This is a genomic window from Agarivorans sp. QJM3NY_29 (assembly GCF_050870835.2).
Taxonomy (GTDB): Bacteria; Pseudomonadota; Gammaproteobacteria; order Enterobacterales; family Celerinatantimonadaceae; genus Agarivorans.
The window spans coordinates 1,971,379-1,993,787 of record NZ_CP194036.2 but is presented as its reverse complement, the minus strand read 5'-3'; the positions used below and the strand labels follow the sequence as shown (position 1 = coordinate 1,993,787).

The 22,409-nt window shown below is 40.7% G+C and carries 20 protein-coding genes and 2 pseudogenes; 8 read left to right on the top strand and 14 right to left on the bottom strand.

The annotated features are described in order from the left end of the window. Nucleotides 1-24: 24 nt before the first annotated feature. From ACRRS0_RS09190 to ACRRS0_RS09180, 3 genes are all read right to left on the bottom strand, one after another. Entirely contained in the window at nt 25-1,359 is a 1,335-nt protein-coding gene (locus ACRRS0_RS09190; protein ID WP_432453505.1) for a sigma-54-dependent transcriptional regulator, read from the bottom strand. 1 nt (nt 1,360) lies between these two features. Further along, entirely contained in the window at nt 1,361-2,404 is a 1,044-nt protein-coding gene (locus tag ACRRS0_RS09185) for a sensor histidine kinase (protein ID WP_432453506.1), read from the bottom strand. 101 nt (nt 2,405-2,505) lie between these two features. Then, nucleotides 2,506-3,984: a sigma-54 dependent transcriptional regulator gene (locus tag ACRRS0_RS09180; RefSeq protein WP_432453507.1), complete on the bottom strand. Its 1,479-nt coding sequence runs from the start codon at nt 3,982-3,984 to the stop codon at nt 2,506-2,508. A 326-nt stretch (nt 3,985-4,310) separates the two neighbouring features. Between ACRRS0_RS09180 and pseB the strand changes: the two genes are divergently transcribed. The 8 genes from pseB to ACRRS0_RS09140 are packed head-to-tail and all read left to right on the top strand — an operon-like array spanning nt 4,311 to nt 11,698. Further along, a complete protein-coding gene (pseB, locus tag ACRRS0_RS09175) occupies nt 4,311-5,312 on the top strand; it encodes a UDP-N-acetylglucosamine 4,6-dehydratase (inverting) (protein WP_432453508.1) in 1,002 nt (333 codons plus the stop codon). Further along, nucleotides 5,309-6,457: a UDP-4-amino-4,6-dideoxy-N-acetyl-beta-L-altrosamine transaminase gene (gene pseC / locus ACRRS0_RS09170; RefSeq protein WP_432453509.1), complete on the top strand. Its 1,149-nt coding sequence runs from the start codon at nt 5,309-5,311 to the stop codon at nt 6,455-6,457. The genes pseB and pseC overlap by 4 nt, the downstream gene beginning before the upstream one ends. Beyond that, a complete protein-coding gene (pseF, locus tag ACRRS0_RS09165) occupies nt 6,454-7,158 on the top strand; it encodes a pseudaminic acid cytidylyltransferase (RefSeq protein WP_432453510.1) in 705 nt (234 codons plus the stop codon). Before pseC ends, pseF begins: the two co-directional genes overlap by 4 nt. Before the next feature lie 4 nt (nt 7,159-7,162). Then, entirely contained in the window at nt 7,163-8,305 is a 1,143-nt protein-coding gene (pseG, locus tag ACRRS0_RS09160; RefSeq protein WP_432453511.1) for a UDP-2,4-diacetamido-2,4,6-trideoxy-beta-L-altropyranose hydrolase, read from the top strand. Beyond that, entirely contained in the window at nt 8,280-9,230 is a 951-nt protein-coding gene (locus ACRRS0_RS09155; RefSeq protein ID WP_432453512.1) for an ATP-grasp domain-containing protein, read from the top strand. Before pseG ends, ACRRS0_RS09155 begins: the two co-directional genes overlap by 26 nt. After that, nucleotides 9,223-9,894 (top strand): HAD family hydrolase, encoded by a 672-nt coding sequence (locus ACRRS0_RS09150; RefSeq protein WP_432453513.1) that lies wholly within the window; start codon nt 9,223-9,225, stop codon nt 9,892-9,894. The genes ACRRS0_RS09155 and ACRRS0_RS09150 overlap by 8 nt, the downstream gene beginning before the upstream one ends. A gap of 1 nt (nt 9,895) precedes the next feature. Further along, nucleotides 9,896-10,939 carry a pseudaminic acid synthase gene (gene pseI, locus ACRRS0_RS09145; RefSeq protein ID WP_432453514.1) on the top strand — a complete coding sequence of 348 codons (1,044 nt, stop codon included), beginning with the start codon at nt 9,896-9,898 and terminating at the stop codon, nt 10,937-10,939. 3 nt (nt 10,940-10,942) lie between these two features. Then, a complete protein-coding gene (locus ACRRS0_RS09140) occupies nt 10,943-11,698 on the top strand; it encodes a hypothetical protein (protein WP_432453515.1) in 756 nt (251 codons plus the stop codon). Nucleotides 11,699-11,873: 175 nt separating this feature from the next. On the opposite strand, the pseudogene ACRRS0_RS09135 reads toward ACRRS0_RS09140, so the two are convergent. From ACRRS0_RS09135 to ACRRS0_RS09085, 11 genes and pseudogenes are all read right to left on the bottom strand, one after another. Next, nucleotides 11,874-12,167: pseudogene (locus ACRRS0_RS09135) on the bottom strand (ISAs1 family transposase); the annotation flags it as partial. A gap of 43 nt (nt 12,168-12,210) precedes the next feature. Next, nucleotides 12,211-13,370, bottom strand: a protein-coding gene (locus ACRRS0_RS09130) for an IS3 family transposase (RefSeq protein WP_432453516.1) whose coding sequence is annotated in 2 segments (ribosomal slippage) — nt 12,211-13,121 and nt 13,121-13,370 — 1,161 coding nt in all. Because the reading frame shifts where the segments join, the coding sequence is not laid out codon by codon here. Nucleotides 13,371-13,416: 46 nt separating this feature from the next. Continuing rightward, nucleotides 13,417-13,704 (bottom strand): annotated as a pseudogene (locus tag ACRRS0_RS09125) (ISAs1 family transposase); the annotation flags it as partial. Between the two features lie 146 nt (nt 13,705-13,850). Further along, entirely contained in the window at nt 13,851-14,231 is a 381-nt protein-coding gene (locus ACRRS0_RS09120) for a hypothetical protein (RefSeq protein WP_432453517.1), read from the bottom strand. Further along, nucleotides 14,224-17,172: a motility associated factor glycosyltransferase family protein gene (locus ACRRS0_RS09115; protein WP_432453518.1), complete on the bottom strand. Its 2,949-nt coding sequence runs from the start codon at nt 17,170-17,172 to the stop codon at nt 14,224-14,226. Before ACRRS0_RS09115 ends, ACRRS0_RS09120 begins: the two co-directional genes overlap by 8 nt. A gap of 20 nt (nt 17,173-17,192) precedes the next feature. Then, nucleotides 17,193-17,498, bottom strand: a complete 306-nt coding sequence (locus tag ACRRS0_RS09110; RefSeq protein ID WP_432453519.1) for a hypothetical protein — start codon at nt 17,496-17,498, stop codon at nt 17,193-17,195. Nucleotides 17,499-17,511: 13 nt separating this feature from the next. Next, entirely contained in the window at nt 17,512-17,919 is a 408-nt protein-coding gene (fliS, locus tag ACRRS0_RS09105; RefSeq protein ID WP_432453520.1) for a flagellar export chaperone FliS, read from the bottom strand. 19 nt (nt 17,920-17,938) lie between these two features. Then, entirely contained in the window at nt 17,939-19,384 is a 1,446-nt protein-coding gene (fliD, locus tag ACRRS0_RS09100) for a flagellar filament capping protein FliD (protein WP_432453521.1), read from the bottom strand. Between the two features lie 23 nt (nt 19,385-19,407). Next, on the bottom strand, nt 19,408-19,860 hold the full coding sequence (locus ACRRS0_RS09095; protein WP_432453522.1) for a flagellar protein FlaG: 453 nt from the start codon (nt 19,858-19,860) through the stop codon (nt 19,408-19,410). Nucleotides 19,861-19,938: 78 nt separating this feature from the next. Then, nucleotides 19,939-20,754 (bottom strand): flagellin N-terminal helical domain-containing protein, encoded by an 816-nt coding sequence (locus ACRRS0_RS09090; RefSeq protein WP_432453523.1) that lies wholly within the window; start codon nt 20,752-20,754, stop codon nt 19,939-19,941. 610 nt (nt 20,755-21,364) lie between these two features. Then, on the bottom strand, nt 21,365-22,183 hold the full coding sequence (locus ACRRS0_RS09085) for a flagellin N-terminal helical domain-containing protein (RefSeq protein WP_432453524.1): 819 nt from the start codon (nt 22,181-22,183) through the stop codon (nt 21,365-21,367). Nucleotides 22,184-22,409 lie beyond the last annotated feature (226 nt).

Genomic DNA, 22,409 nt, shown 5'->3' with positions numbered 1-22,409 from the left:
ACCGGTAGGCCGATGCACTTAAAGTTAAGCTGGCAACTCAATCCCCGAGTCTTTAATTCGAGCCAGTTTATAACGTAAGGTTCTTGGGCTAATTCCTAACTTTTCGGCCACATCTTTACGCTTTCCTTTGCAGGATTTTAGCGTCTCTAAAATAATCTGTTGCTCCTGCTGACGCAATTCATTACCTAAAGGCTCGCTATTGGCGGTTGATTCAGCCAGTACCGATTGTATTTGACTGGGTTCTAATTGGTTCTCGATCACCAAGCAGTCACTATCAATTATTTCGGCATTAGCCAAGATAAGCGCCCTTTGCATTACATTGTCCAGTTCTCGTACATTGCCCGGCCAGCTATGGTTTAATAACTTATGTTGGGCACTTAAACTCAGCTCACAGTGACGTTTACTATGACGAAACAGCAAATGCTGCGCCAGAGGTAATATGTCGCCGGGACGCTGATTCAGAGGCCGCCACGATAATGGAAACACGTTTAAACGATAATACAAGTCTTCTCTAAATCGTCCTTGACTAACAATCTCACGCATATCTCGGTTGCTGGTTGCGATAACACGTACATCAAGTTGGATCATCTTGCGGCTGCCTAAACGCTCTACTTCTTTCTCTTGCAACACCCGCAGTAACTTGGCTTGCAAAGCAAGATCCATCTCGCTGATTTCATCCAACAAAATAGTCCCGCCCTGCGCCTGCTCAAACTTGCCAGGACAGGCTTTAATCGCCCCGGTAAAAGCGCCTTTTTCATAACCAAATAACGTGGCTTCCAACATATTTTCCGGAATAGCCGCGCAGTTAATCGCGACAAAGGGCTGCTCGGCGCGTGCCGAGCTATCGTGAATATAACGTGACAGTACTTCTTTACCTGCACCACTAGGGCCACTAATCAAGACAGAGGCTTCTGATGCAGCCACCTTTTTGCTCAACTCTAATAAGGCTTCGGTAGATGGATCACCGTAGATAGGCTCCCGCTTTTCAACCTTAATTGATGGCGCGTAACGCCCAACCTGATTGAGTAAAACTTCAGGTGCAAAGGGCTTTGATAAGTAGTCGATCGCGCCATCACGCATCGCCGAAACCGCATCATCAATTTTTGCATAAGCAGTCATCAGCAATACTGGGAGTTGTGGCCATTTCTGTTTGATATTCTTTAATAAATTCAAACCATCCATACCGCCCATTTGCACATCACTAATCACCAGATCAATCGGTTCATCAGCGAGCGTGAGTAAGGCCGCCTCAGCACTATTCGCCTGTTTACATAAATAACCCGCCAAAGACAGAGTATCCACCAAAGCTTCACGAAGACCAGAATCATCTTCTACGATGAGAATTCTAGATTGACTCATATTATTGCCCTCCCACAGCAAGCTCATGATGATAAGGTTCAGCAAGTGGTAAGCTCACCAAAAAACGAGTCCCTAATGGAGTATCCTCTAAACAAATATCACCTTGATGAGCCTTAACCACCGATTTCACAACGGCGAGGCCTAAACCTGTACCATTTTGCTTGGTCGTATAAAAGGGTTCAAAAATCTTATCCGCTTGGTCCATAGCTATCCCTCCGGCTTGATCTTCTACTGCAATCACCAACATATGCTCCCTCAATCCAGCCGAGACTCGGATCTCTTGACCTTCTTCACTAAGTTGCGCTGCATTTTCAATAAGATTCGCGAGCGCCGACACCAAAGCGTTCGCATTCACCAAAATATCGATCTCTTGCGGACAACAAACGATACTCAACCGCACTTTATATTGGCGAACACAAGCATCAGTTGCCGCCTGCAACTGCTCCAATAGTTGTTGAACGGACACCGTACTCACAACCATTTTTTGGCCGCTTTTAGCAAATAACAACATGTCATTGACCTGCGTTTCTAAATCATTTAAACGGGCCATCATTTTGATTTGAAAGCTTTCTCGAGACGCATCGGATAAGGTTTTATTAGAAAGATTTGAGCCATATAGCATTGCTGCGGAGAGTGGGGTTCGAATTTGATGGGCTAATGACGCAACCATATTACCAAGTGCTGACATTCGCTGGAGCTTTGCAACATTCGCCTGCAATTGCCGAGTATGAGTCATATCAGTGAGAACAATGAGTTGGCCTTGCGTATCTTGTAATGGGGACAAGCTCAACTTAACTCGCCGCCCATCAACCAGAGATAACTCGTGACCATCATCGGCTTTCGGTGCAAATAATTTGGGAACGGCTTCTGCCCATCGCCGCTGCTCAATATCATCTCCCAGCAGTTGTTTAGCGACAGGATTAGCGCGAGAGACAAAACCTTTATTGTCTAGCAAGATCAAGCCAGAGGGCATTACATCAAAAATTTGAGCAAGATTATGCTCAGAAAGACTAGCTGGTTGCTGTTGTATAAGTACTGAAGGCATGACAATTGCTCCGCGTCATAAAACCGTTATCAGTACTTGTACAATCAAATATCATGCCACAAAAAAAAGACTATTATTCAGTGCATTACATGGGAAATAACTCAACCGTCTTTATTTAAACCGTATTTTCGCATCTTTTCTACGAGGGTGGTTCGGCGCATCCCTAGTTGCTCCGCGGCGCGAGCCACAACCCCATCTTGCTGCTCAAGTGCTTGACGGATCAGGTCGACTTCCAATTCAGCCAACAACTCTTTCAAGTTGACACCTTCATCTGGTAATTGCTGCCCCCCTCCCCAGCCATCGTCCGCCAATTCGACCTCATCTTCGACCGGAAATAACAGTTCTGGGTTTGGCTCTGAAAATACCGAAGCATCTTCATCACTAAATATCGCGAGCAAGGCATCTCGTTCGGCTAACTCAGGACTATAATTGGGTTCGTAAACATCAGCCTCAATATGCCGATACTTAGGTGGTAAATCATTCACATCAACGATCTGATTTGGATGCAAAATCAACAAGCGTTCGACTAAATTCGATAGCTCACGAACATTACCCGGCCACTGATGTTGCATCAAGGACTCCACCGCTCGTTGCGTAAAACGCACTACAGCAGCATGTTCTTCCTCATGGCGATTGACTAATTCCTGCAATAATAGTGGAATATCATCTTGGCGTTCCCGTAACGAAGGCATTTCAATAGGAAAAACATTCAAACGATAATATAAGTCTTCTCGAAACTTCTCTTGCTCGATCATTCGTTCTAATTTACGGTGAGTAGCCGCCACGACTCTGACATTAGCGTGAATCTCTTTACTACCACCAACTCGCTCAAACTGGCGCTCCTGTAATACTCGCAGTAATTTAACCTGCATTGGCATTGGCATATCACCAATTTCATCGAGGAACAGCGTCCCCCCTTCGGCTAATTCAAAACGCCCCTTACGCATAGCAAAGGCGCCGGTAAATGCGCCTTTTTCATGCCCAAACAACTCACTTTCGAGCAGATCAGGAGGGATCGCCCCGCAATTAATTGGAACAAACGGACCACCACTACGCGGTGAATGGTCATGAATCGCCTTCGCAACCACCTCTTTACCGGTACCTGATTCACCAAGGATCAGTACATTGGCTTCTTTACTTGCTACCTGTTCAATTAGATGGCGGATCTCTTGAATAGCTATCCCTTTACCAATCAAGTTTTGCTTTAACCTTTCGCTTTTCGCTGGCGAGACTTTACCGGGTAAATGAGTCAGATAAGCATCGCAATGGTGTAATAGCTGAGTCAGCTGCTCATAACTAAAAGGACGGTCTAAATGGCCAATTAAATTTGGAACTGTATCAATCGCGTCACCGTCACCAACACTAATAAAAGGGCACTGAGGAAACTGGCTGATAATATCAAATGCCTGAGGGGTCTCATTACTGATAACAATAACCGTTTCAATGCCGTTGAGTTGCTGCTCAATACAGCTACGCTCACAAATGCTAAACTGTTGACCAATAAAACCCAGCACCGTTTCAAGCTCTTTTGCTCGCGTCGGCTCTCCATCCAACACTAAAACCATTTTGGATGCTTGCATCCCTAATCTCTGCATATAATCTCAGCTACCTTGCGACATCACATTTTCTATATCGATTGCAACTATTGTAAACAGGCGTCAAAAATTCGCAAGCCGCAAGCTGCAAAACCGACAAAAATATGACGCGCCTTTGATTTGCAAAGAAAAGCGCTCAAAAAAAGCGCTCAAAAATATTCGCTAACATAAAAACCTAGCGATACACATCAAAAACACACTACCAAGTCAGTTTTATGTAGTAAAATGGAGCACTTATTGCTTATTGTTCAATTAAATGACCTTATCATTTTTCTAGAGCTTCTATTCGCTAGCGAACAAATGGAATCATTATGTTTGATAATAAATCTATCCTGATTACCGGTGGCACCGGTTCTTTTGGTAAAAAATACACAAAAACCATCTTAGAGCGATACAAACCAAAGCGTTTAATCATTTATTCGCGTGACGAGCTTAAACAGTACGAAATGCAACAGGTATTTAATGCTCCCTGCATGCGCTACTTTATCGGCGATGTTCGAGATAGAGAACGCTTAATCCAAGCAATGAATGATGTTGATTATGTGATTCATGCAGCCGCCCTCAAACAAGTTCCTGCCGCCGAATACAATCCTATGGAATGTATTAAGACCAATATTCATGGGGCCGAAAATGTAATAAAAGCGGCCATAGAAAACAACGTGGCCAAAGTAATTGCTTTATCTACAGATAAAGCGGCGGCTCCGATCAACCTCTATGGAGCCACAAAACTAGCCTCTGACAAGCTATTTGTAGCTGCTAATAACATGGTCGGTCAAGGTAACACGCGGTTTGCTGTTGTGAGATATGGCAACGTAGTCGGCTCTCGCGGTTCAGTTGTACCATTTTTCAAGCAATTAATCGCAAATGGAAGTGACCACTTACCCATTACACATCAAGATATGACTCGATTTTGGATTACCTTACAGCAAGGCGTGGACTTTGTTCTAAAAAACTTTAGCCGTATGTATGGCGGTGAAATTTTTATTCCCAAAATTCCTTCGGTGAAAATTGTCGACTTAGCCAAAACCTATGCTTCTGATTTGCCGATCAAGATTATCGGTATTCGACCCGGAGAAAAACTGCATGAGATTATGTGTCCCGGTGATGACTCTCATCTCACTTTGGAATTTGAAGACCATTTCGTAATTTGCCCCAGTATTAAATTTTATAATGATGACCACAACTATTCTCGAAATCTAATTGATGAGACAGGAACCCCTGTCCCGCAAGGCTTTGAATACCACTCACAAACTAATCCAAATTTTCTCGATTCAGAACAAATTTTAGCTTTCGATCAATTGGCAGAATCATGATTCCTTATGGTAAACAGCAGATATCTCAGCAGGATATTGATGCCGTTGTAGATATATTGCGATCTGACTACCTAACCCAAGGACCTAAAGTTCCTGAATTTGAACAGGCCTTATGTGCTTATACCGGAGCAAAGTATGCACTAGCGGTTAACTCGGCAACCAGTGCTCTGCATCTGGCTTGCCGTGCCCTCGATATTAGTGTCGGTGACATAGTTTGGACCAGCCCAATTACCTTTGTCGCATCCGCCAATTGTGTTCTTTACTGCGGTGCTCAAGTAGATTTTGTTGACATTGACCCTAGGTCATTCAACATTTGCCCTAACAAGCTCAAAAATAAACTCGAGCAAGCGGCGCTAAATAATTGTTTGCCAAAAGCGCTTATTATCGTTCATATGTGTGGTCAACCTTGTGATATAAAGGCTATTCATCGTTTAAGTCTGCAATACAAATTCAAGATCATTGAAGATGCTTCACATGCCATTGGCGCTCGATATTTAAATCAGCCAATCGGTCGTTGTGAGTTTAGTGATATTACGGTGTTTAGTTTTCACCCTGTAAAAATAATCACCACCGGTGAAGGCGGTGCGACCTTAACAAACTCAGATACTTTAGCGCAAAAAATCGCGTTATTAAGAAGCCATGGGGTAACCCGTGACCCCAACAAAATGACCCAAGAACCCGACGGTCCCTGGTTTTATCAGCAATTGGACTTGGGCTTTAATTATCGAATGACTGAGCTACAAGGCGCTTTGGGCTTATCACAACTTCAACGTATTGATCAATGGGTCACACGGAGAAACGAACTAGCCAATCACTACGATAAACTGTTAATGCCACTCGCAGTCACAGCACCAAAACAACACCCTGATGGGATATCAGCCAGACACCTATACGTTATTCAACTACAGCAGCCAGAACAACGATTGTCTGTATATCTGGCGATGCAAGCCGCGGGGATTGGCGTGAACATACATTATATCCCAGTTCATACTCAACCCTATTATCAGGCACTAGGTCATCAATTGGGGGATTACCCAAATGCTGAAAAGTATTACCAAGCAGCCTTAAGTTTACCGCTTTTCCCAGCACTAACTAATCAACAACAAGATTTTATAGTCGCAACGCTAGCCAAGGCATTAACATGACAAATATTGCAATAATTCCAGCTCGCGGTGGAAGCAAACGGATCCCTAGGAAAAACATCAAGCTATTCCATGGTAAGCCAATAATTGCTTACAGTATAGAAGCAGCTCTAGCTAGTGGTTGCTTCGACAAAGTTATAATTTCGACAGATGATCACGAGATAGCAGAAGTGGCTCTAGAATACGGTGCAGAGGTACCATTCATCAGACCAGCAGACATTGCTAATGATTTTGCCACTACTGGCGATGTGCTCAAACATGCAATCTCTTGGTTTAATCAACCTATAGACTATGTTTGCTGCATTTATGCTACAGCCCCCTTCATTCAACCATCTAAAATACAACAGGCTTATCAGCTTATCAGTAGTAGTGAAAATGCCAACTATTGTTTCCCTGTTTGTGAATTTCCATTTCCAATACAGCGAGCAATAAAATTAACTCCAGACAATCGCGCAGAAATGTTTCAACCTGAAAATTTCAGCTGTCGTTCGCAAGATTTGGAGCCAGCATATCATGATGTAGGACAATTTTACTGGGGGCTTCCAGAAGCATTCCTTAGTGATATACCTATGTTTTCAAAATCTGCTATAACCTTCAAATTGCCTAGGAAATTCGTAGTAGACTTGGATACACCAGATGATTGGGAGCTAGCCAGCTTACTATACCAAGCCCAAATCAACACTTCGAAGCAATCTAAAAGCTAAACCAATGCCAAATTGCATAATTAGAGTTGACGCATCAATACAAATCGGCTCAGGGCACGTATATCGCTGTATAAGCCTAGCTAAAGCACTCCAAGAAACGGGGATAGAAGTAACATTTTTGTGTCGAGAGCTAATAGGTAACTTAAACTCGTTAATTACTCTGCAAGGGTTCGAACTGTTAGCTTTAACTTCAGTACAGCATCAGAGTTTAAATAACCACTGTAGTCACGCGAATTGGCTAGAATCAGGCTATACAGATGAAATAAAAGAATCCCAAAGTACCATCCAACAGTTTTTAATCGAAAAGAAAATAAAAACTCTTGATTGGCTAATCGTAGACCACTACGCTATAGAGCAGCAGTGGCACATATCATTGAGCCCATACTGTCACAAGTTAATTCAAATTGATGACTTAGCAGACCGAAAATTCAATTGCGACTTCCTTATAAACTCAAGTATATTTCCCGAACAACTAGCTTGTTACGATGGTTTAATTAACTCGAAATGTAAAACCTTATTGGGTCCACAATTTGCCTTCGTCAGAAAGTCATTTGCTGAGCAAAAAACGATGCTAAAGCCATTCAATGAGCGTATAAATAGAAAAACAATACTGATGTTTTTCGGTGGAGTAGATAGTAAAAACGAAACACTTAAAGCGCTAAAAGGAACAATAAAATTAATAAAAAGCAATAGGTTACATTGCACCGTCGTACTTGGAGTTAACAATCCGAATAAAAACAAGATAGAGCGCTACTGCCAAAGCCGAAGTGATATGCTGACGGCTAAAATTCAAGTAGATAACATGGAGCAGTTAATGTCTGAGGCTTTCTTATTTATTGGTGCTAACGGAAGTACCATCTGGGAATGTTGCACTCTAGGGCTGCCAGCAATTACCGCTAGTATAGCCAGCAACCAAGCTTTACTAGCCAAAACACTAGATAAAAAACACATAATACGCTGGCTCGGAGATTGTAATAATACTCAAGAAGCTAGCTACTCAAAAGCTCTAGAGCTAGCCATAAACGATAAGAAGGCTCTACATAAACAATCAAAGTTAATGTTGAATCTATTAGACGGACAAGGTCCTTACAACACTATTAGACACATTGAAGATATGAATCATGACTCCGACAATACTTATAACTAGCGCATCTAACAAAGTTCTGTTAGTAAAGTCATTAACACATTACGCAAATGTTTATGGCGTGAAGGTATTAACCAGCGATATTAGCGCCGATGCTGCAGCACTATACTTTTCACATAACCATATCTTACTTCCCAAACTAAACGACCCAGATTATCTATCGACACTAGTTGAACTTTGTCAAAAAGAATCTATTAACTATATACTCCCAACCAGAGATGGCGACTTAGAGTTTTTTGCTAAGCACTATGTTTTTTTAAAAGAAAAAAACATAGTGCTGTTAATGAGCCCACCAAAAACCATAGAAATATGCACAAATAAGCACTTGTTCCGGGAGTTTTGTGATCGTAACAATCTGCCGATTCCAGGAAAAATCACGGATATTCCACAATCGTTCCAGCCCTGCGTTGCTAAGCTAGCCAAAAGCTCCGCCTCTGCTGGCGTTTTCATAATTCAAAGCAAGCAGAACCTAGACACCCTACTATTACGCTACAGCACGTCAGAATTAACCTTTGAAGAACTTATTAGCGCCAAAGAATATTCCATTGATGCCTTTTACGACAATAAAGGTGACTTAGTCAGCGTTGTGACAAGAGAACGAATAAAAGTAATTAACGGAGAGTCCTCCATAAGCCAAGTAGTTGATGCCCCATTATTAAGCCAAATAGCAAAAAACCTCAGTAAACTTATACCCTTTTTCGGCCACATAACCATTCAAGCTTTTATGGACGCAAACAACGTATACATAATAGAAGTGAACCCTAGGTTTGGAGGAGCGTCGAATCTAAGCATTCAAGCTGGACTAGCATCAACTGAAAGACTTATGGCAAGCATAGTCGGGGACAACGAAACTTTGTATAGAGAAAACAAACTAAAAATTGGGCTGAAAATGCTACGCTATAGTGAAGACCTGTACCTAAATGCTTAATCTTAATCAAGTAGATGCCATCATTTTTGACCTAGATGACACCTTATATCTTGAGCAAGACTATGTGTTAAGTGGTTTCTATGCCATTGCTAAGGAGTTAGCAAGCTATGGTGTTTCAACAGATGAAAGCTACCAACACCTATGCAACTATTTTCACACTAAAGGCAGAGTAGGGTGTTTAGATAGCTTATTAGATACCTTGAAACACATTGAAGCAATGCCTAATATAGAAGAGTTGGTATTATTATATCGGTCTCACAAACCAACTATTCAATTATCAGAAATGGTCAAAGCAACACTGACTAAGATACAAGAGCAAGGTATAAAAACCGCTATAGTTACCGATGGGTTAGGTCAAATGCAAAAAAACAAAATCGCTGCGCTCGGGCTTAAAAGATACATTAATCATTTCATTTATTGCTGGGACTTAGATGCACCAAAGCCCTCTACTAAAGGCTTCGAGTTAGCATTAAGTAAGTTAAAATGCCCAGCAGAAAATTGCATATTAGTCGGAGACAATCCAGAACATGATATTAAACCAGCCAATAAGCTAGGGATTTACTCAATCCGTTTACTCCAAGGCCGTTTCAAAAACATCCCTGACAGCCAAAACTACCCAGCAAACCAGCACTGCCAATCAATGCACACTTTCTTCGAGACTTAATATGTACATAGTTATAAATGGAAAAAAAATTGGGCCAGATGAACCGCCTTATATCATCGCCGAAATGTCAGGCAATCATAATGGTGATATAAATAGGGCTATCTCTCTAATAAAAGCGGCAAAGGAGGCTGGAGCTGATGCCGTAAAATTACAAACTTACACTGCCGATACAATTACAATTGATCATGACGCTGAGGAATTTAAAATTCATGGAGGTCTCTGGGACGGCTATAAGCTTTATGAGTTATACCAAGAGGCACACACACCTTGGGAGTGGCATAAACAACTGTTTGAGGAAGCGAATAAATTAGGCATTACAATTTTTAGCTCACCTTTCGATCATTCCGCTGTTGATTTTCTTGAAGAGCTAAATACACCTGCCTATAAAATTGCGTCATTTGAACTTGTCGATTTACCTCTTATTGAGCGTGTAGCAAAGACTGGGAAGCCACTAATCATGTCGACGGGTAATGCTAGCCTATCTGAAATTGATGATGCACTTAACACCGCCAGACAGAACGGCTGTGATGAAATAGTATTATTGCATTGTATCAGTGGCTATCCCACTCCAGCAGAGGAATCAAACTTAGCAACTATTCCTGCTTTATCAAATATATTTAAGACACAAGTTGGCTTATCTGATCATAGCTTAGATATAGGCGTGTCCATTGCTGCCGTAGCCGTTGGAGCAACGGTAATTGAAAAACACTTTACCCTTTCAAGAAAAGATGGTGGGCCTGATTGTGGCTTTTCTTTAGAAGAAGATGAATTAAAAAGCTTAGTTAAAAACTGTAAGTTAGCTAAACAAGCTATAGGTTGCGTTAATTTTGAGCGCAATGGCTCCGAATCTAAGACAAAATGTCACAGACGTTCTTTGTACATAGTAAAAGACATAAAACAAGGAGAAACAATTACATCTGAACATGTTCGTTCAATACGGCCTTCGGCAGGTTTAAAACCCAAACATCTTAAAAAAGTAATAGGAAGCAAAGCTAAAAAAGATCTCTTTTTTGGCATGCCTTTAACTCATGAACATTACGAGTAACCAATGAATAATAAAATTAAAATAACAGGCCAATCATCAGACAGCGAACTAAATATACGCAAAGATTTTTTTGACTATTTTCATAAAAACCCATTACCTGATGCCGAGATACTAAATAATTTAGGCCTTTTCTTAAGTCGACAAAACCTATCCAGAATGCTCTTTATCAATGAAATGTACCAAAAGATGCTTCCAATACATGGTGTTATAATGGAGTTTGGGGTACGCTGGGGGCAAAATTTATCTTTACTTTCTTCTCTTAGAGGGATGTATGAACCTTTTAACTACTCCCGAAAACTCATTGGCTTTGATACATTTGATGGATTCCCTGAAGTTAGTCCTGAGGATGGAAATAATGATATCATCAGAAAAAACTCCTACAGCGTCTCACATGATTATGATAAATATTTAATGGGAATTCTTGATTATCACGAAAGCGAAAGTCCAATGTCTCACATCAAAAAATATGAACTAGTTAAAGGTGATGCAACAAACACTATACATAAGTATCTTGAAAACAATCCTGAAACGTTAATTTCATTCGCTTACTTTGATTTTGATATATATAAACCTACTGTTGAATGTTTGAAAGCAATCAAGCCCTATTTAGTTAAGGGAGCAATCATTGGATTTGATGAATTAAATTGCAAGACCTTTCCTGGAGAGACAATTGCTTTTCAAGAAGTTTTAGGGTCAAACAATTACAGCATAATTCGAAGCCCATACAACCCCCTTATGTCGTATATTATATTTAATTAGCCTTAGCAAGGAAATAATATGTACAAGTGGTCAACTAATATTGGCCACGATCTTAGAGTTTAACCAGAACAATCGTTCCGATTCATTGGGCGTCAGTCCGCCGTTATATTGATGTGGACGTTAATGAGTGTAGAAAACTCCATTTAAATTTGTGTCATTTTAGGGGACGTGGACAATTGCCTTTCACTGCCAGCAAGTAATCGGCTTCCTTGTTTGTTATCGTTTTCGCGATATCGGTTTGGCAACCCATGGCATCTATCGATATCAGCGCCCCCTTGAGCTCCAGTGCATTGAGTAGTTCGGGGATAGCGGTAATTTCATTGGATTTGGCATCGGTTTTTACTTGCACCATCACAACGCCATTAGCGGTGGCAAACGCACTGACCATGTGTATCGTAGACTTGCGGTCATCCCGTGTATAGGAGCTGCGGAGCACCTTGCCATCTACTGCGATTAGCTGCCCATTGGTTTACTCACTCACCGCTAGCATCCACTTGCTAAAGCTGTACTGGTCAACCCAAACTGGACACTTTTAGTTGAGAATTTTCAAACGCCACCGGTGATAAATCACCATTGGCCGAATGAAGCCGCTCTAAGTTGTAATACTTCATATAAGCAGCCACATCTTGCTTCATAAATTCTCGTGTTGGCTGATTAACTTTAAACAGCCAATCGTGTTTTAAACTTCCGAAGAATCGTTCAACAACAGCATTATCCCAACACGCTCCTACATCGCCCATACTGGCTCGAATATCAAAACCAACTAATAGCTTACGATATTGTTTACTGGTGTACTGTGAGCCTCTATCACTGTGAAAGACTAAGCCTTTAGGTGGTTGCCGTAAGTTGTAGGCTTTAATGAGTGCTTTGGAAATTAAGTCTGTAGTCATCCGTTTATCAATATGCCAGCCAACAATTCTGCGAGAGTATAAATCCATCACGACTGCTAAATACATCCAACCCTCGCCTGTTTTTAGGTAGGTCACATCACCAGCCCAAACCTGATTAGCAGCGCTTGGGTTAAAGTTCATATTTAGCAGGTTATCAGCGACTGCGTCAGAGTGTTTACGCTGCGTTGTCACTTTATAAGCTTGCCGTTGGGTCACTTTCAGCCGCAAGCGTTGCATCATTGTACGGACAGCATAGCGGCCTACTTGGTAGCCTTCCTTGCGCAATTTCTTCACCATCTCACGATCCCCTAGGCTACCTCGGCTTTTCTTGAATAACTGGCGAACACGGCGATAAAGCTTCAAAGTATCAAGGCCTATCACGTTCGCAGGGCGTTTAAGCCAATCGTAATAGCCTGATTTACTTACGTTCATGACTCGGCATAGCTGCGCAACAGGGAACTGATTTGAGTGTTTTTTTATGAAGCGACATTTTACTTCATTTCTTTCGCAAAGAAGGCGCTTGCCTTTTTTAGTATTTCTTTCTCCATGCGTAATTCTTTGTTTTCTTTGCGTAATCGCTTGAGTTCATCACGCTCAGACTCTTCTAGGGTGATGCCTTGCCGTTGGACTTCGTACCTTTCTTTCCACTTGTAAAGCAGGCTAGTGCCAACCCCTAGAGATTTTGCAGCATCAGCAACACTGTAACCTTGCTCCAACACCATTAGTACCGCTTCATCTTTAAATTCTTGTGGATAACTCTTGTGTGATTTTTTCAAACTCATATAGACCTCTTAATTCATTAACATACTGTCTCAAAATTAAGTGTCCGATGGAATTAGACCAGAACAAGCACTGTTGGAACTGCGCGGGGTCGAGCCTTGAAATCAATCGGGCAATGGTATCGTGTACTGGTAGGCCTGAAGTAAACAGCCCCTTTTCACGTAACCAGTTGAAGTGGGCTTCGCCAAAGTCCTCTATATCCTCCCAGCCACTGGCTCCGCCAATAGTTGCGCATACGGTGAGGAACAGTACGTCGAACAACGGGTAACTTACTTTAGCGCTTTGACGAGGGTCTTTGATACAGCCGAAATGTTGGGTAAATACGTCGATAGTCATGGAGGGATTCCCGAAAAAGGGAGTATAAGATCACAGCTCGAACATCAGGTCAAATCGCTTACGCTTGCTTAAAAAACATTCGAGATCTCACCCTGCTGCACCTTGAACTTGGATTTTATCAACAAGGCCACGTTGAGCATTAAAATTCACCTCAACAGCAATTTCATATATTCGATTAAGCTTTCTTCATGTGTTTTACTTAATACGTGATAAACTTTACTTGGAAAAGCAAATGTCTTATCACCATCTTTAAAAAAAACTTGTGGTGGTTCACTATCAGTCTCTTCTACAAAAGTCCACTCTCCTTGCCTTTTTCTTTTATAAACCTCACCTAAATAAGCACCATAGATATACGATAAAGTGAACAAATCTTGATCTAATATATGTCCCTGTCCTATCTCTTGAATAATATCATCAACTAAACCAACACTATCAATAGAATAATCTAAATTAACAGAGAAATTATCAATTGAATATTTAAGTGCATCCTCTGCTGAAGATCTCATTAACTCTTGAACATCATTCATTACCATTACCGTCCATTCTAGCTTTCTGTTTCTTTAAAATTTCTAATGCAGGAAGAGAATCAAACCCCACACCAGGATAAGGCAGAGGCGTTCTATCAAACTCACCAAAATCGTTCATGACCTTATCTCTTGCGGCTGCTACATATTCTCGCCAGATATCCTTCCCTTCCTCGAACTTCTGCATACATAAAGCTTCATCATCAGAAAAATAAGCCAAATGTGTCAAATAGGTTAAACAAAAAGAACAACTTCCCCTTAGTAAGTAGTAAAATAAAGAGTGCACATCTAAAGAGGATTTCTTAACAAAATCAACCTGTTTATCTAGAAAGTCCAAAGCCTCTTCCCAACTTTCAACATCGGCGTCTATCAAACTCAAAAATTCATTACATTGACGCTCAAAATTATCAAACTTATAATGTTGGTCAAACTTATTTACGATTTTTTTTGTATCTGCATTATAAGCTTCAGCCTTAATATTCTGTATCATAGCTACCTTATCGATATTTTCGTTCAATAAAAGCACCTGATCTAACTGCAAAGCCGTAGTTCCTTCAATGAAGGCACCATTCGAAGTATTGTAAATCTCAGCGTCAGGAAACTCAGATATCGCCTTAGATAGTATCTCCGCTGAAAATTTAAATTCATGTTTCGTAAATACGTTATCAGCAAAATTTCCCCGAACCCTTATGCCAGTACCGTGTGCACTGTAATCATAAAGCTCCTTGCCTTTATCATTCGAATTAAAATAAGCAGAGTGCTTGCTATGATGGCACTTAGGGTCGACAAAACCAAGATCTACACCGAATAAATATACCTGTCTAAAGCCTAAAGCTAATACATATGATAGTGCACAATTAGACACTGTCGGATATGAATAAAGTAGACTAGAGAATTCTTTAACCTCATCCGAGATGGCAGAAAATGCACAAGCTCCAGCCTCGCCGGTTTTAAGACAAAACAACGGATCACCAAACATATCTACAACTTCAGGGTGCAGTCCATTAACACTAATTAGGTCAATACTCTTTAACCAATCGGGATCGGGGACTTGAGAAACCCAATGTAATGTCGCTCTAGTTTGTTCAACTTCAGCATGAAAATCAGGTTTAATACCTAAATTATAAAGTGCTTTTAAACTAGTACCAACAGACACGATAATGGCTTTATTTTTATATGACTTAATAACGTCTGCACTAGAATCTAAAGATGGACCATTACCAATGATAAACACCGGTGTAGCTTTCAGAATTTGGGACAAACCTTTTGGTTTGTATTTCAGCATATAAGGATGATTATGAGAAAAAGAGTCCTGTGTATGATTCAAATTATAAAATGCATGATCGAAAAACTCTCCAACGTTAAGCAATACTTTAAATTGTTCTCGAGTCAACAGCACATTTTCATGCATTTGATGATGATAGTAACTGACATAAAAAAAAGTATAAGAAAGAATATGTATTCCATACGATTGTAAACGTTGATGTATATCATCAAACATATGTGTACCATCGTCTCCAATATTCAGATAGAGCTTACTACCTCTCTCGTCAGCCTTTTCTAGTATAGAGCTCCAATCAATAGTGAATAATGAAGCTAGAAAAAATTCTACATTAGGTTCGTACAAGATAAAATTATCGATATCGTGTCTTTTAAACAGTAACTCCACCTGGTAGGCAAGACCACAGCCATACATAATAAAAGAAGGTAGCTTATAAGGCAGTTTAGTTTGAGTTTCTTTGTTATCAGGAACATCTCGAACTAAGGCCCTCAATGCCTTTGCCTTATCATAGTGTATAAAAGGGCTAGGTTTATGTAGTGGCTCTCGTGCATCCAAGGAGTCTATTCTTGGGTGTGCTGAATAGTGTTCAAAATATTGCGAACTGGCAACGTGTGGATCTTCTGAGCAAAACATCGATGCCCGCTCTAAATCAAATAAGTTAAACTGCTCCTTACCCGTACTCAGTAGCTGCCAACGAGACAGCTTATAATTAGACGAAAAATCGTAAATTTCAGGAAAATACTTCTTAAATGCGCATAAATTTTTATCAAAAATGGATGATAAACATTTCCGGTTATATGTTTCTACTACCTTAGCATTATCTTCATTGTGAATAAAATAATGCGCTAATGGTTGAGAAAATTCATAACTACTTTCTTTCTCTAATTCTTCAGAATATTTCAACAAAGACTCAGAAAATGGAGAACGCCCCGAAAGCGTGTCAAATTCAAAGCCATTAAACATCGAATAGTCATAATGGCGAAAAATATGAAACTTAGTGATTTCATGATGCTGCATCCACTCTTTAATCGCGAAGATAGAATCAGAACCTTTCCTACCTGAAATAATAGTAAAATTCACACCTGAATTTTTAACTTGAGCAAGCAGCTCACGCCATTGAGCACTCAGCAAAGAAACATGTAGCAAGTCCATTTCAGGCTCAACCAATAAGACTCTTTTCCATGCCGCAGTAGAAAGTAACGGTTTAATATGTAAACCTAAGCCACATCCTAAAATAACAAGGTTTTCACTACTCTTAGAAATTGGCTCATAATGCAATTTAGCGTGAGGTAATAGACTATTTAAGCTTATACCAGGAAAAGGCTCCACCTCATCCTGTAAGTGCTTTTTAGTCTGGTCAAATACCAGCGGGTTTTGACAGAAAACGTTAATTTGAAGGTCAACTTGTTTTTGCGGAATCGGGTTATAAAGCGCTCTCCCCTTGGAGATATTCAAAACGCTGACCCGTTTAAATTTTGTGATAAAAGGCGAAAACCTAAGTGAATGATGAGTAGCTAGCGCTTGAGCTAAACTTGGATCAAAGTACGCAAAGGCTTTTAGATTATTGTCCAGACGCCGCTGAATTAAAGGAGACAACTGGACTTCATTTTGTTTTTGCTCTTGTTCGTTGCTTGAAATCTGAAAATCAATATTCTTTAACATTTAGATACGCCAATAAGTAGTTATTTACCATATGCCTTATTAATTTTTTTCGAACGCTCTAAGGTACCTAACTGAGCTTGTAAGTGATTCTTCTCTGTACTTACCAAATCAAGCAATATCTTCATCTTGCCGACATACGCGAGAATAATCTTCTTATCATCGGCATTGAAATCATTGTTCAGGGTAAAATAGTCAGTAAATAATTTTTGATGCTCAGCCAAAAGCTCGTCAAGTATAATAATTTCAACATGCTCTGAGTTTAAACCCTGGTGAATTTTTTTGAGCAACGCTTCACCTTTATAGAGAACATGATTTAAAGAATCCAAAATTCACTCTACCTTAGCGCTGCTGGTAAGCTTGCTGTTTGGCTGAATCTGGGATCTGATCCCAAGCAGATTTTATCGGCAGGAAAATAGAAATGACTTCTGCTATTTTTTCGGCATCATTACTCATTGATGCTTCAGAGAGTAACTCTAGCATATAACTATATAAGTCATTTAAATTAGCAGATATTTCGCCACCTACTTCATGGTCAAGCGTATTGCGTAATGAAGTAATAATCGAAGTTGCTTTTGCTAAAGGCTTCGCTTTATTCACCACTTCGTTTCGTTCAATACAGCCCTTAGCAACGGATAGATTTTCTAATGCAGTTTGCATTAAAATTTGGGTTATTTTATGAGGATCGGCTGTGGCAATCTGATCTTTTATTCCAACTTGACGATACTGATTAATCCCATGCTTATACATACTTCACTTCCCATCATTGTTAGCCAAGCTGCGCAGCAATGTACGACATTTGGCTATTCAGCGTTCCCATTGTCTGGTCAAACGCTGTGTATTTTGCTCGAAGAGTTGACTCATATTCGGCCATTCGCTCTTTTAGCGCTAAGTCCGCATGGTCAAGGTCGCGTAATTGTGAACGGGTAGTGTCCTCTCGAGTCGCCAAAATACCTCCTGACTGCTCGAAACTATCAACAAAACCGTAAAATGTATCAACTACTCCCCCATCCCCTGCAAAAATTTCGCCAAGTTTATTCAAGTCACCATCAATCCACTTATTTAATTTAGACTCATCCAAAGTCAATTGGGCATCATTGCCCATTTCTATGCCCAAAGCATAAAAGGTGGTTACTCGATTGGCATCATTAGGATCAGAATAACCAGTAGTACTCATCCGGCCTAAACTGTATTTCATTGAGCGAAGCATGGCGTCACCACTCAATTCTTTACGCTCATTATCTTCACCTTCAAGCACTTCATCGGGCTTACTATATTTCTCGATTTCTTTAATAATTTTATTGTAAGCGTCAACAAAACGTTGGATACTGTCTACAGCAGCATTGTCATCAGGTTTGATTTCTAACTTGGTACTAGAAGTCGTCAAACTATTGGCAGTAAATGTCACTCCTGAAATAACATCACTAAAGGTATTGGTATCACTTACCACTTCAATACCATTGACTGACATCTTGGCATTTGAAGCACTTTGAGTCACATTTAAATCCGCTATAAAAGTATCAAGATCTGGATTGGCTGCACCTGTAGACGTAATGGTCAAATCATTGGGGTTTCCGTTGTTGGGATCGCCATCATCATCAGCGCCTGATACACTGGAGTCAAATAATAAGCGAGTACCACTCCCGGTGTTGACTAGATTAGCGGTAACGCCAAAATTACCACCGGCATTATTTACTGCATCACGTAAGTCTGATAAACGCATCCCAGCGGTAACCGCTACAGTGAAGCTTTCAGCCCCAGCCCCAAAGGTTAGCTCGCCATCAGCACTAGCAATAACAGCCGAGGAAGAAGCATATTCAGTTTGTCCGGTTAAGCGTGAGCCCTGCGCCAACGACAGAACTTCAACATCATAAGTACCATTTGCAGCACCTTCACCTAAAGCCACAGAATAGGCCCCGCTGTAATTTGAAGAACTACTTTCTTCATCTTCTGAAGAAGCTGCACTAGCCAATACGCCATCAACAAAGGCCGAACGGGGGAAAAAAGTATTTGGGTTACGAGCATCATCTAAAATATCTTTAAAGCTACTTAGAGCCGATTTTACCGCACCAACAGCAGACAAAGTCACATCTAAACTTTCACGCCGTTCAGCTAAGCGAGTTTCCTGTGGTACCCGCATCGCATCAATAGACACTTCAATTAAAGCTTCTAAGTCTAAGCCACTACCTATACCCGCTGCTGAAATTCCACTCATTTCGGTCACCTACATAATAAAAACTAAACTAACTTATCCACAAATAACCCGGTGGTCTCACCAATCGCATCCTGGAACTTTCGTAAGCGCTCAGACAACTGACGATATTCTTCACTAGGAATTTCTCTTATCAGTTCATCGGTAGAACGATTTAAAACTGACGTAAAAAATTGTCCGTCTCGCTCATCAACCACAAATTTTACATCGCGGTTATGAACTTCCAAAATTTGATTAATCGACTTAACTACATCTTCAACCGATGCTCTATCTTGGTCTTTTTCTACTCGTTCTTCTGCCTGCTGTTTAGCAACCTTATTTTCTTCTTGCAGCGATTTTCGTGCCAACTCAATTTTTTCGCTACGAGAAGTAGGCTCATTCGTTCCCTTGAGCTGTTCGCTTTGTTTCAGTTCAGGGCGTTCCGTCGCCGCTACAGTAGAAGCAGAAAACGCTGTAATACTATTTACATTGCCTTCCATATCTGACTCCTTAAATGAAGCAAGCCACACCTATTGAGTATAAGTGCGGCTGCGTGTTTCTACCTACTAAAATTTTAACTATACAAGAGTTAACGCAGCCTGTGGGCGTTGGTTTGCTTGAGCCAAAATAGAGGTGCTGGTTTGCTGTAAGATCTGCTGCTTGGTTAATTCAGCCGTTTCTTTTGCAAAATCAGTATCTTTAATCCGTGAACGTGCACCAGTCATATTCTCAGAAATATTCGATAAGTTACGGATAGTAGATTGGAAACGATTTTGCAGGGCACCCAAATCAGCACGCTCGGTATCAATGCTTTTTAATGCTGAATCAATTTTGGCCATTGCGCCAGAAGCCGCACCGGCAGTACCTACTGATAGGGCATTGATACTCAGCGCTGCAGTAGTAATAGTCGTGTCAATTTTAACAAGAATATTTTCGCCAGCATTAGCACCCACTAAAAAATTAGAACTATAAGCGCCATTAAGCAATTTAGTTCCACCAAAATTAGTAGTAGAACCTACACGACTAATTTCCGCTTTTAGCTGATTAACTTCCGCATTTAATGCGCTTCTATCACTAGCACTATTGACACCATCTTGAGACTGAACGGCTAGCACGCGCATGCGTTGTAGCATGTTAGTCACTTCGTCCATTGCGCCTTCAGCGGTTTGCGCTACAGAGATACCATCCTGTGCATTCATCACGGCACGATCCAAGCCTTGGATCTGTGAAGTCATGCGGTTTGAAATTTGTAGACCAGCTGCATCATCCTTGGCGCTATTGATACGAAAACCAGAGCTTAAACGCTGGTAAGCTGTATCAAGACCGTTGCCTGAATTATACAGTTGGCGTTGTGCGTTCAATGACGACACATTACTATTTACGACTAATGCCATAATTTGAGCCTCCTAAAATGTTAATTATCGGGCCTGAACTAATAACCTGATAATTTATAACCATCTAGTGATTGTTGAACCCTTGGTTTGAACCTAACCAAGACAACCTTTAAATGGACCAAAGTTTTAATAACTTCAATCTCTGTAGCGGCAGTAGCTAAAAAAGCTTTAGAAAATTTTAAGGAAAAGAGGAAAAAACTTGCCACTTGGGCGGCAAAGCCCGTCACTACAAGGCTTTAACAATGCAAAAAATAATTTAAGACTAGGCCTAGAAACTCTAGTTTTTAACGATTTCTAAGTAAAACAGCCGAGCACCCCGCCAACAATCGCTCAAAAAAAGAACTATAATTGGCACCATAAACACTAAGTCAAAAAAACACCGCAAAAGTTGGTGCATATATTGCTTAATTTAAAGAGCAGCCTGAACCGCTGCGAAAAAATGGCCAAGCGTGCTATCCACACACTTGACCATGTCGCTCGAAACGATAGGAGATGAGAGCGAAACTAGAGCGCATTTTTATAATAAAGGAATTGAGCCTCCTAAAATAATCATCGCGCTTACTGCAGTCTGAGGACGGTGGATTGAACCTCCACCGTCCTTTCTTTTTTATTATCCAAGGAGAGATAGCGCAGCCTGAGGACGTTGATTTGCTTGAGCCAAAATCGTAGTCGAGGTTTGTTGCAAGATCTGGTTCTTGGTCAGATTGGCTGTCTCAACCGCAAAATCAGTATCTTTAATCCGCGAACGCGCACCAGTCATATTCTCAGAAATATTAGACAGGTTACGAATAGTAGATTGAAAGCGATTTTGAATTGCACCTAAATCGGCCCGCTCGCTATCAATGCTTTTCAATGCTGAATCAATTTTGGCCATTGCGCCAGAAGCTGCGGCAGGATCGCCCACTGATATAGCGTTAATACTTAACGCGGCAGTAGTGATAGTTGTATCAATTTTGAGTAATATGTTTTCCCCCGCATTAGCCCCTACTAAGAAATTAGCACTGTAGTTTCCGTTAAGTAAGTTAATACCACCAAATTTTGTGGTTGTACCGACTCTTGATATTTCAGCTTTAAGTTGATTGACTTCCGCATTCAGAGCGCTACGGTCACTCGCACTATTAACCCCGTCCTGAGACTGGATAGCAAGAACACGCATCCGTTGCAACATATTAGTAACTTCATCCATTGCACCCTCAGCGGTTTGCGCAACCGAAATACCATCTTGTGCGTTCATTACCGCACGGTCAAGACCTTGAATCTGTGTAGTCATACGATTTGATATCTGTAGACCTGCCGCATCATCTTTCGCACTATTAATGCGGAAACCAGATGACAAACGCTGGAATGCGGTATCTAAACCATTACCTGAGTTGTAAAGTTGTCGCTGTGCGTTTAAAGACGACACATTAGTATTAACATATAAAGCCATGGTATTTCTCCTATCTATATTTTAACCATTTATAGGTCTTATTAGTTGTCAGTTATTTTGTTTTTCTGACTTACCCTATATAACGGCAACCCTTCAATATTCTTTAGCGTTTATTTTTATCTTTTTATTTTTGAAAACAAAAAAACAAAAAACAAAAAAAGGTTGCTTCAATATTGAAGCAACCTTTGTAACGGCCACAGCAGAGAAAACTTTACCTTATAATTAA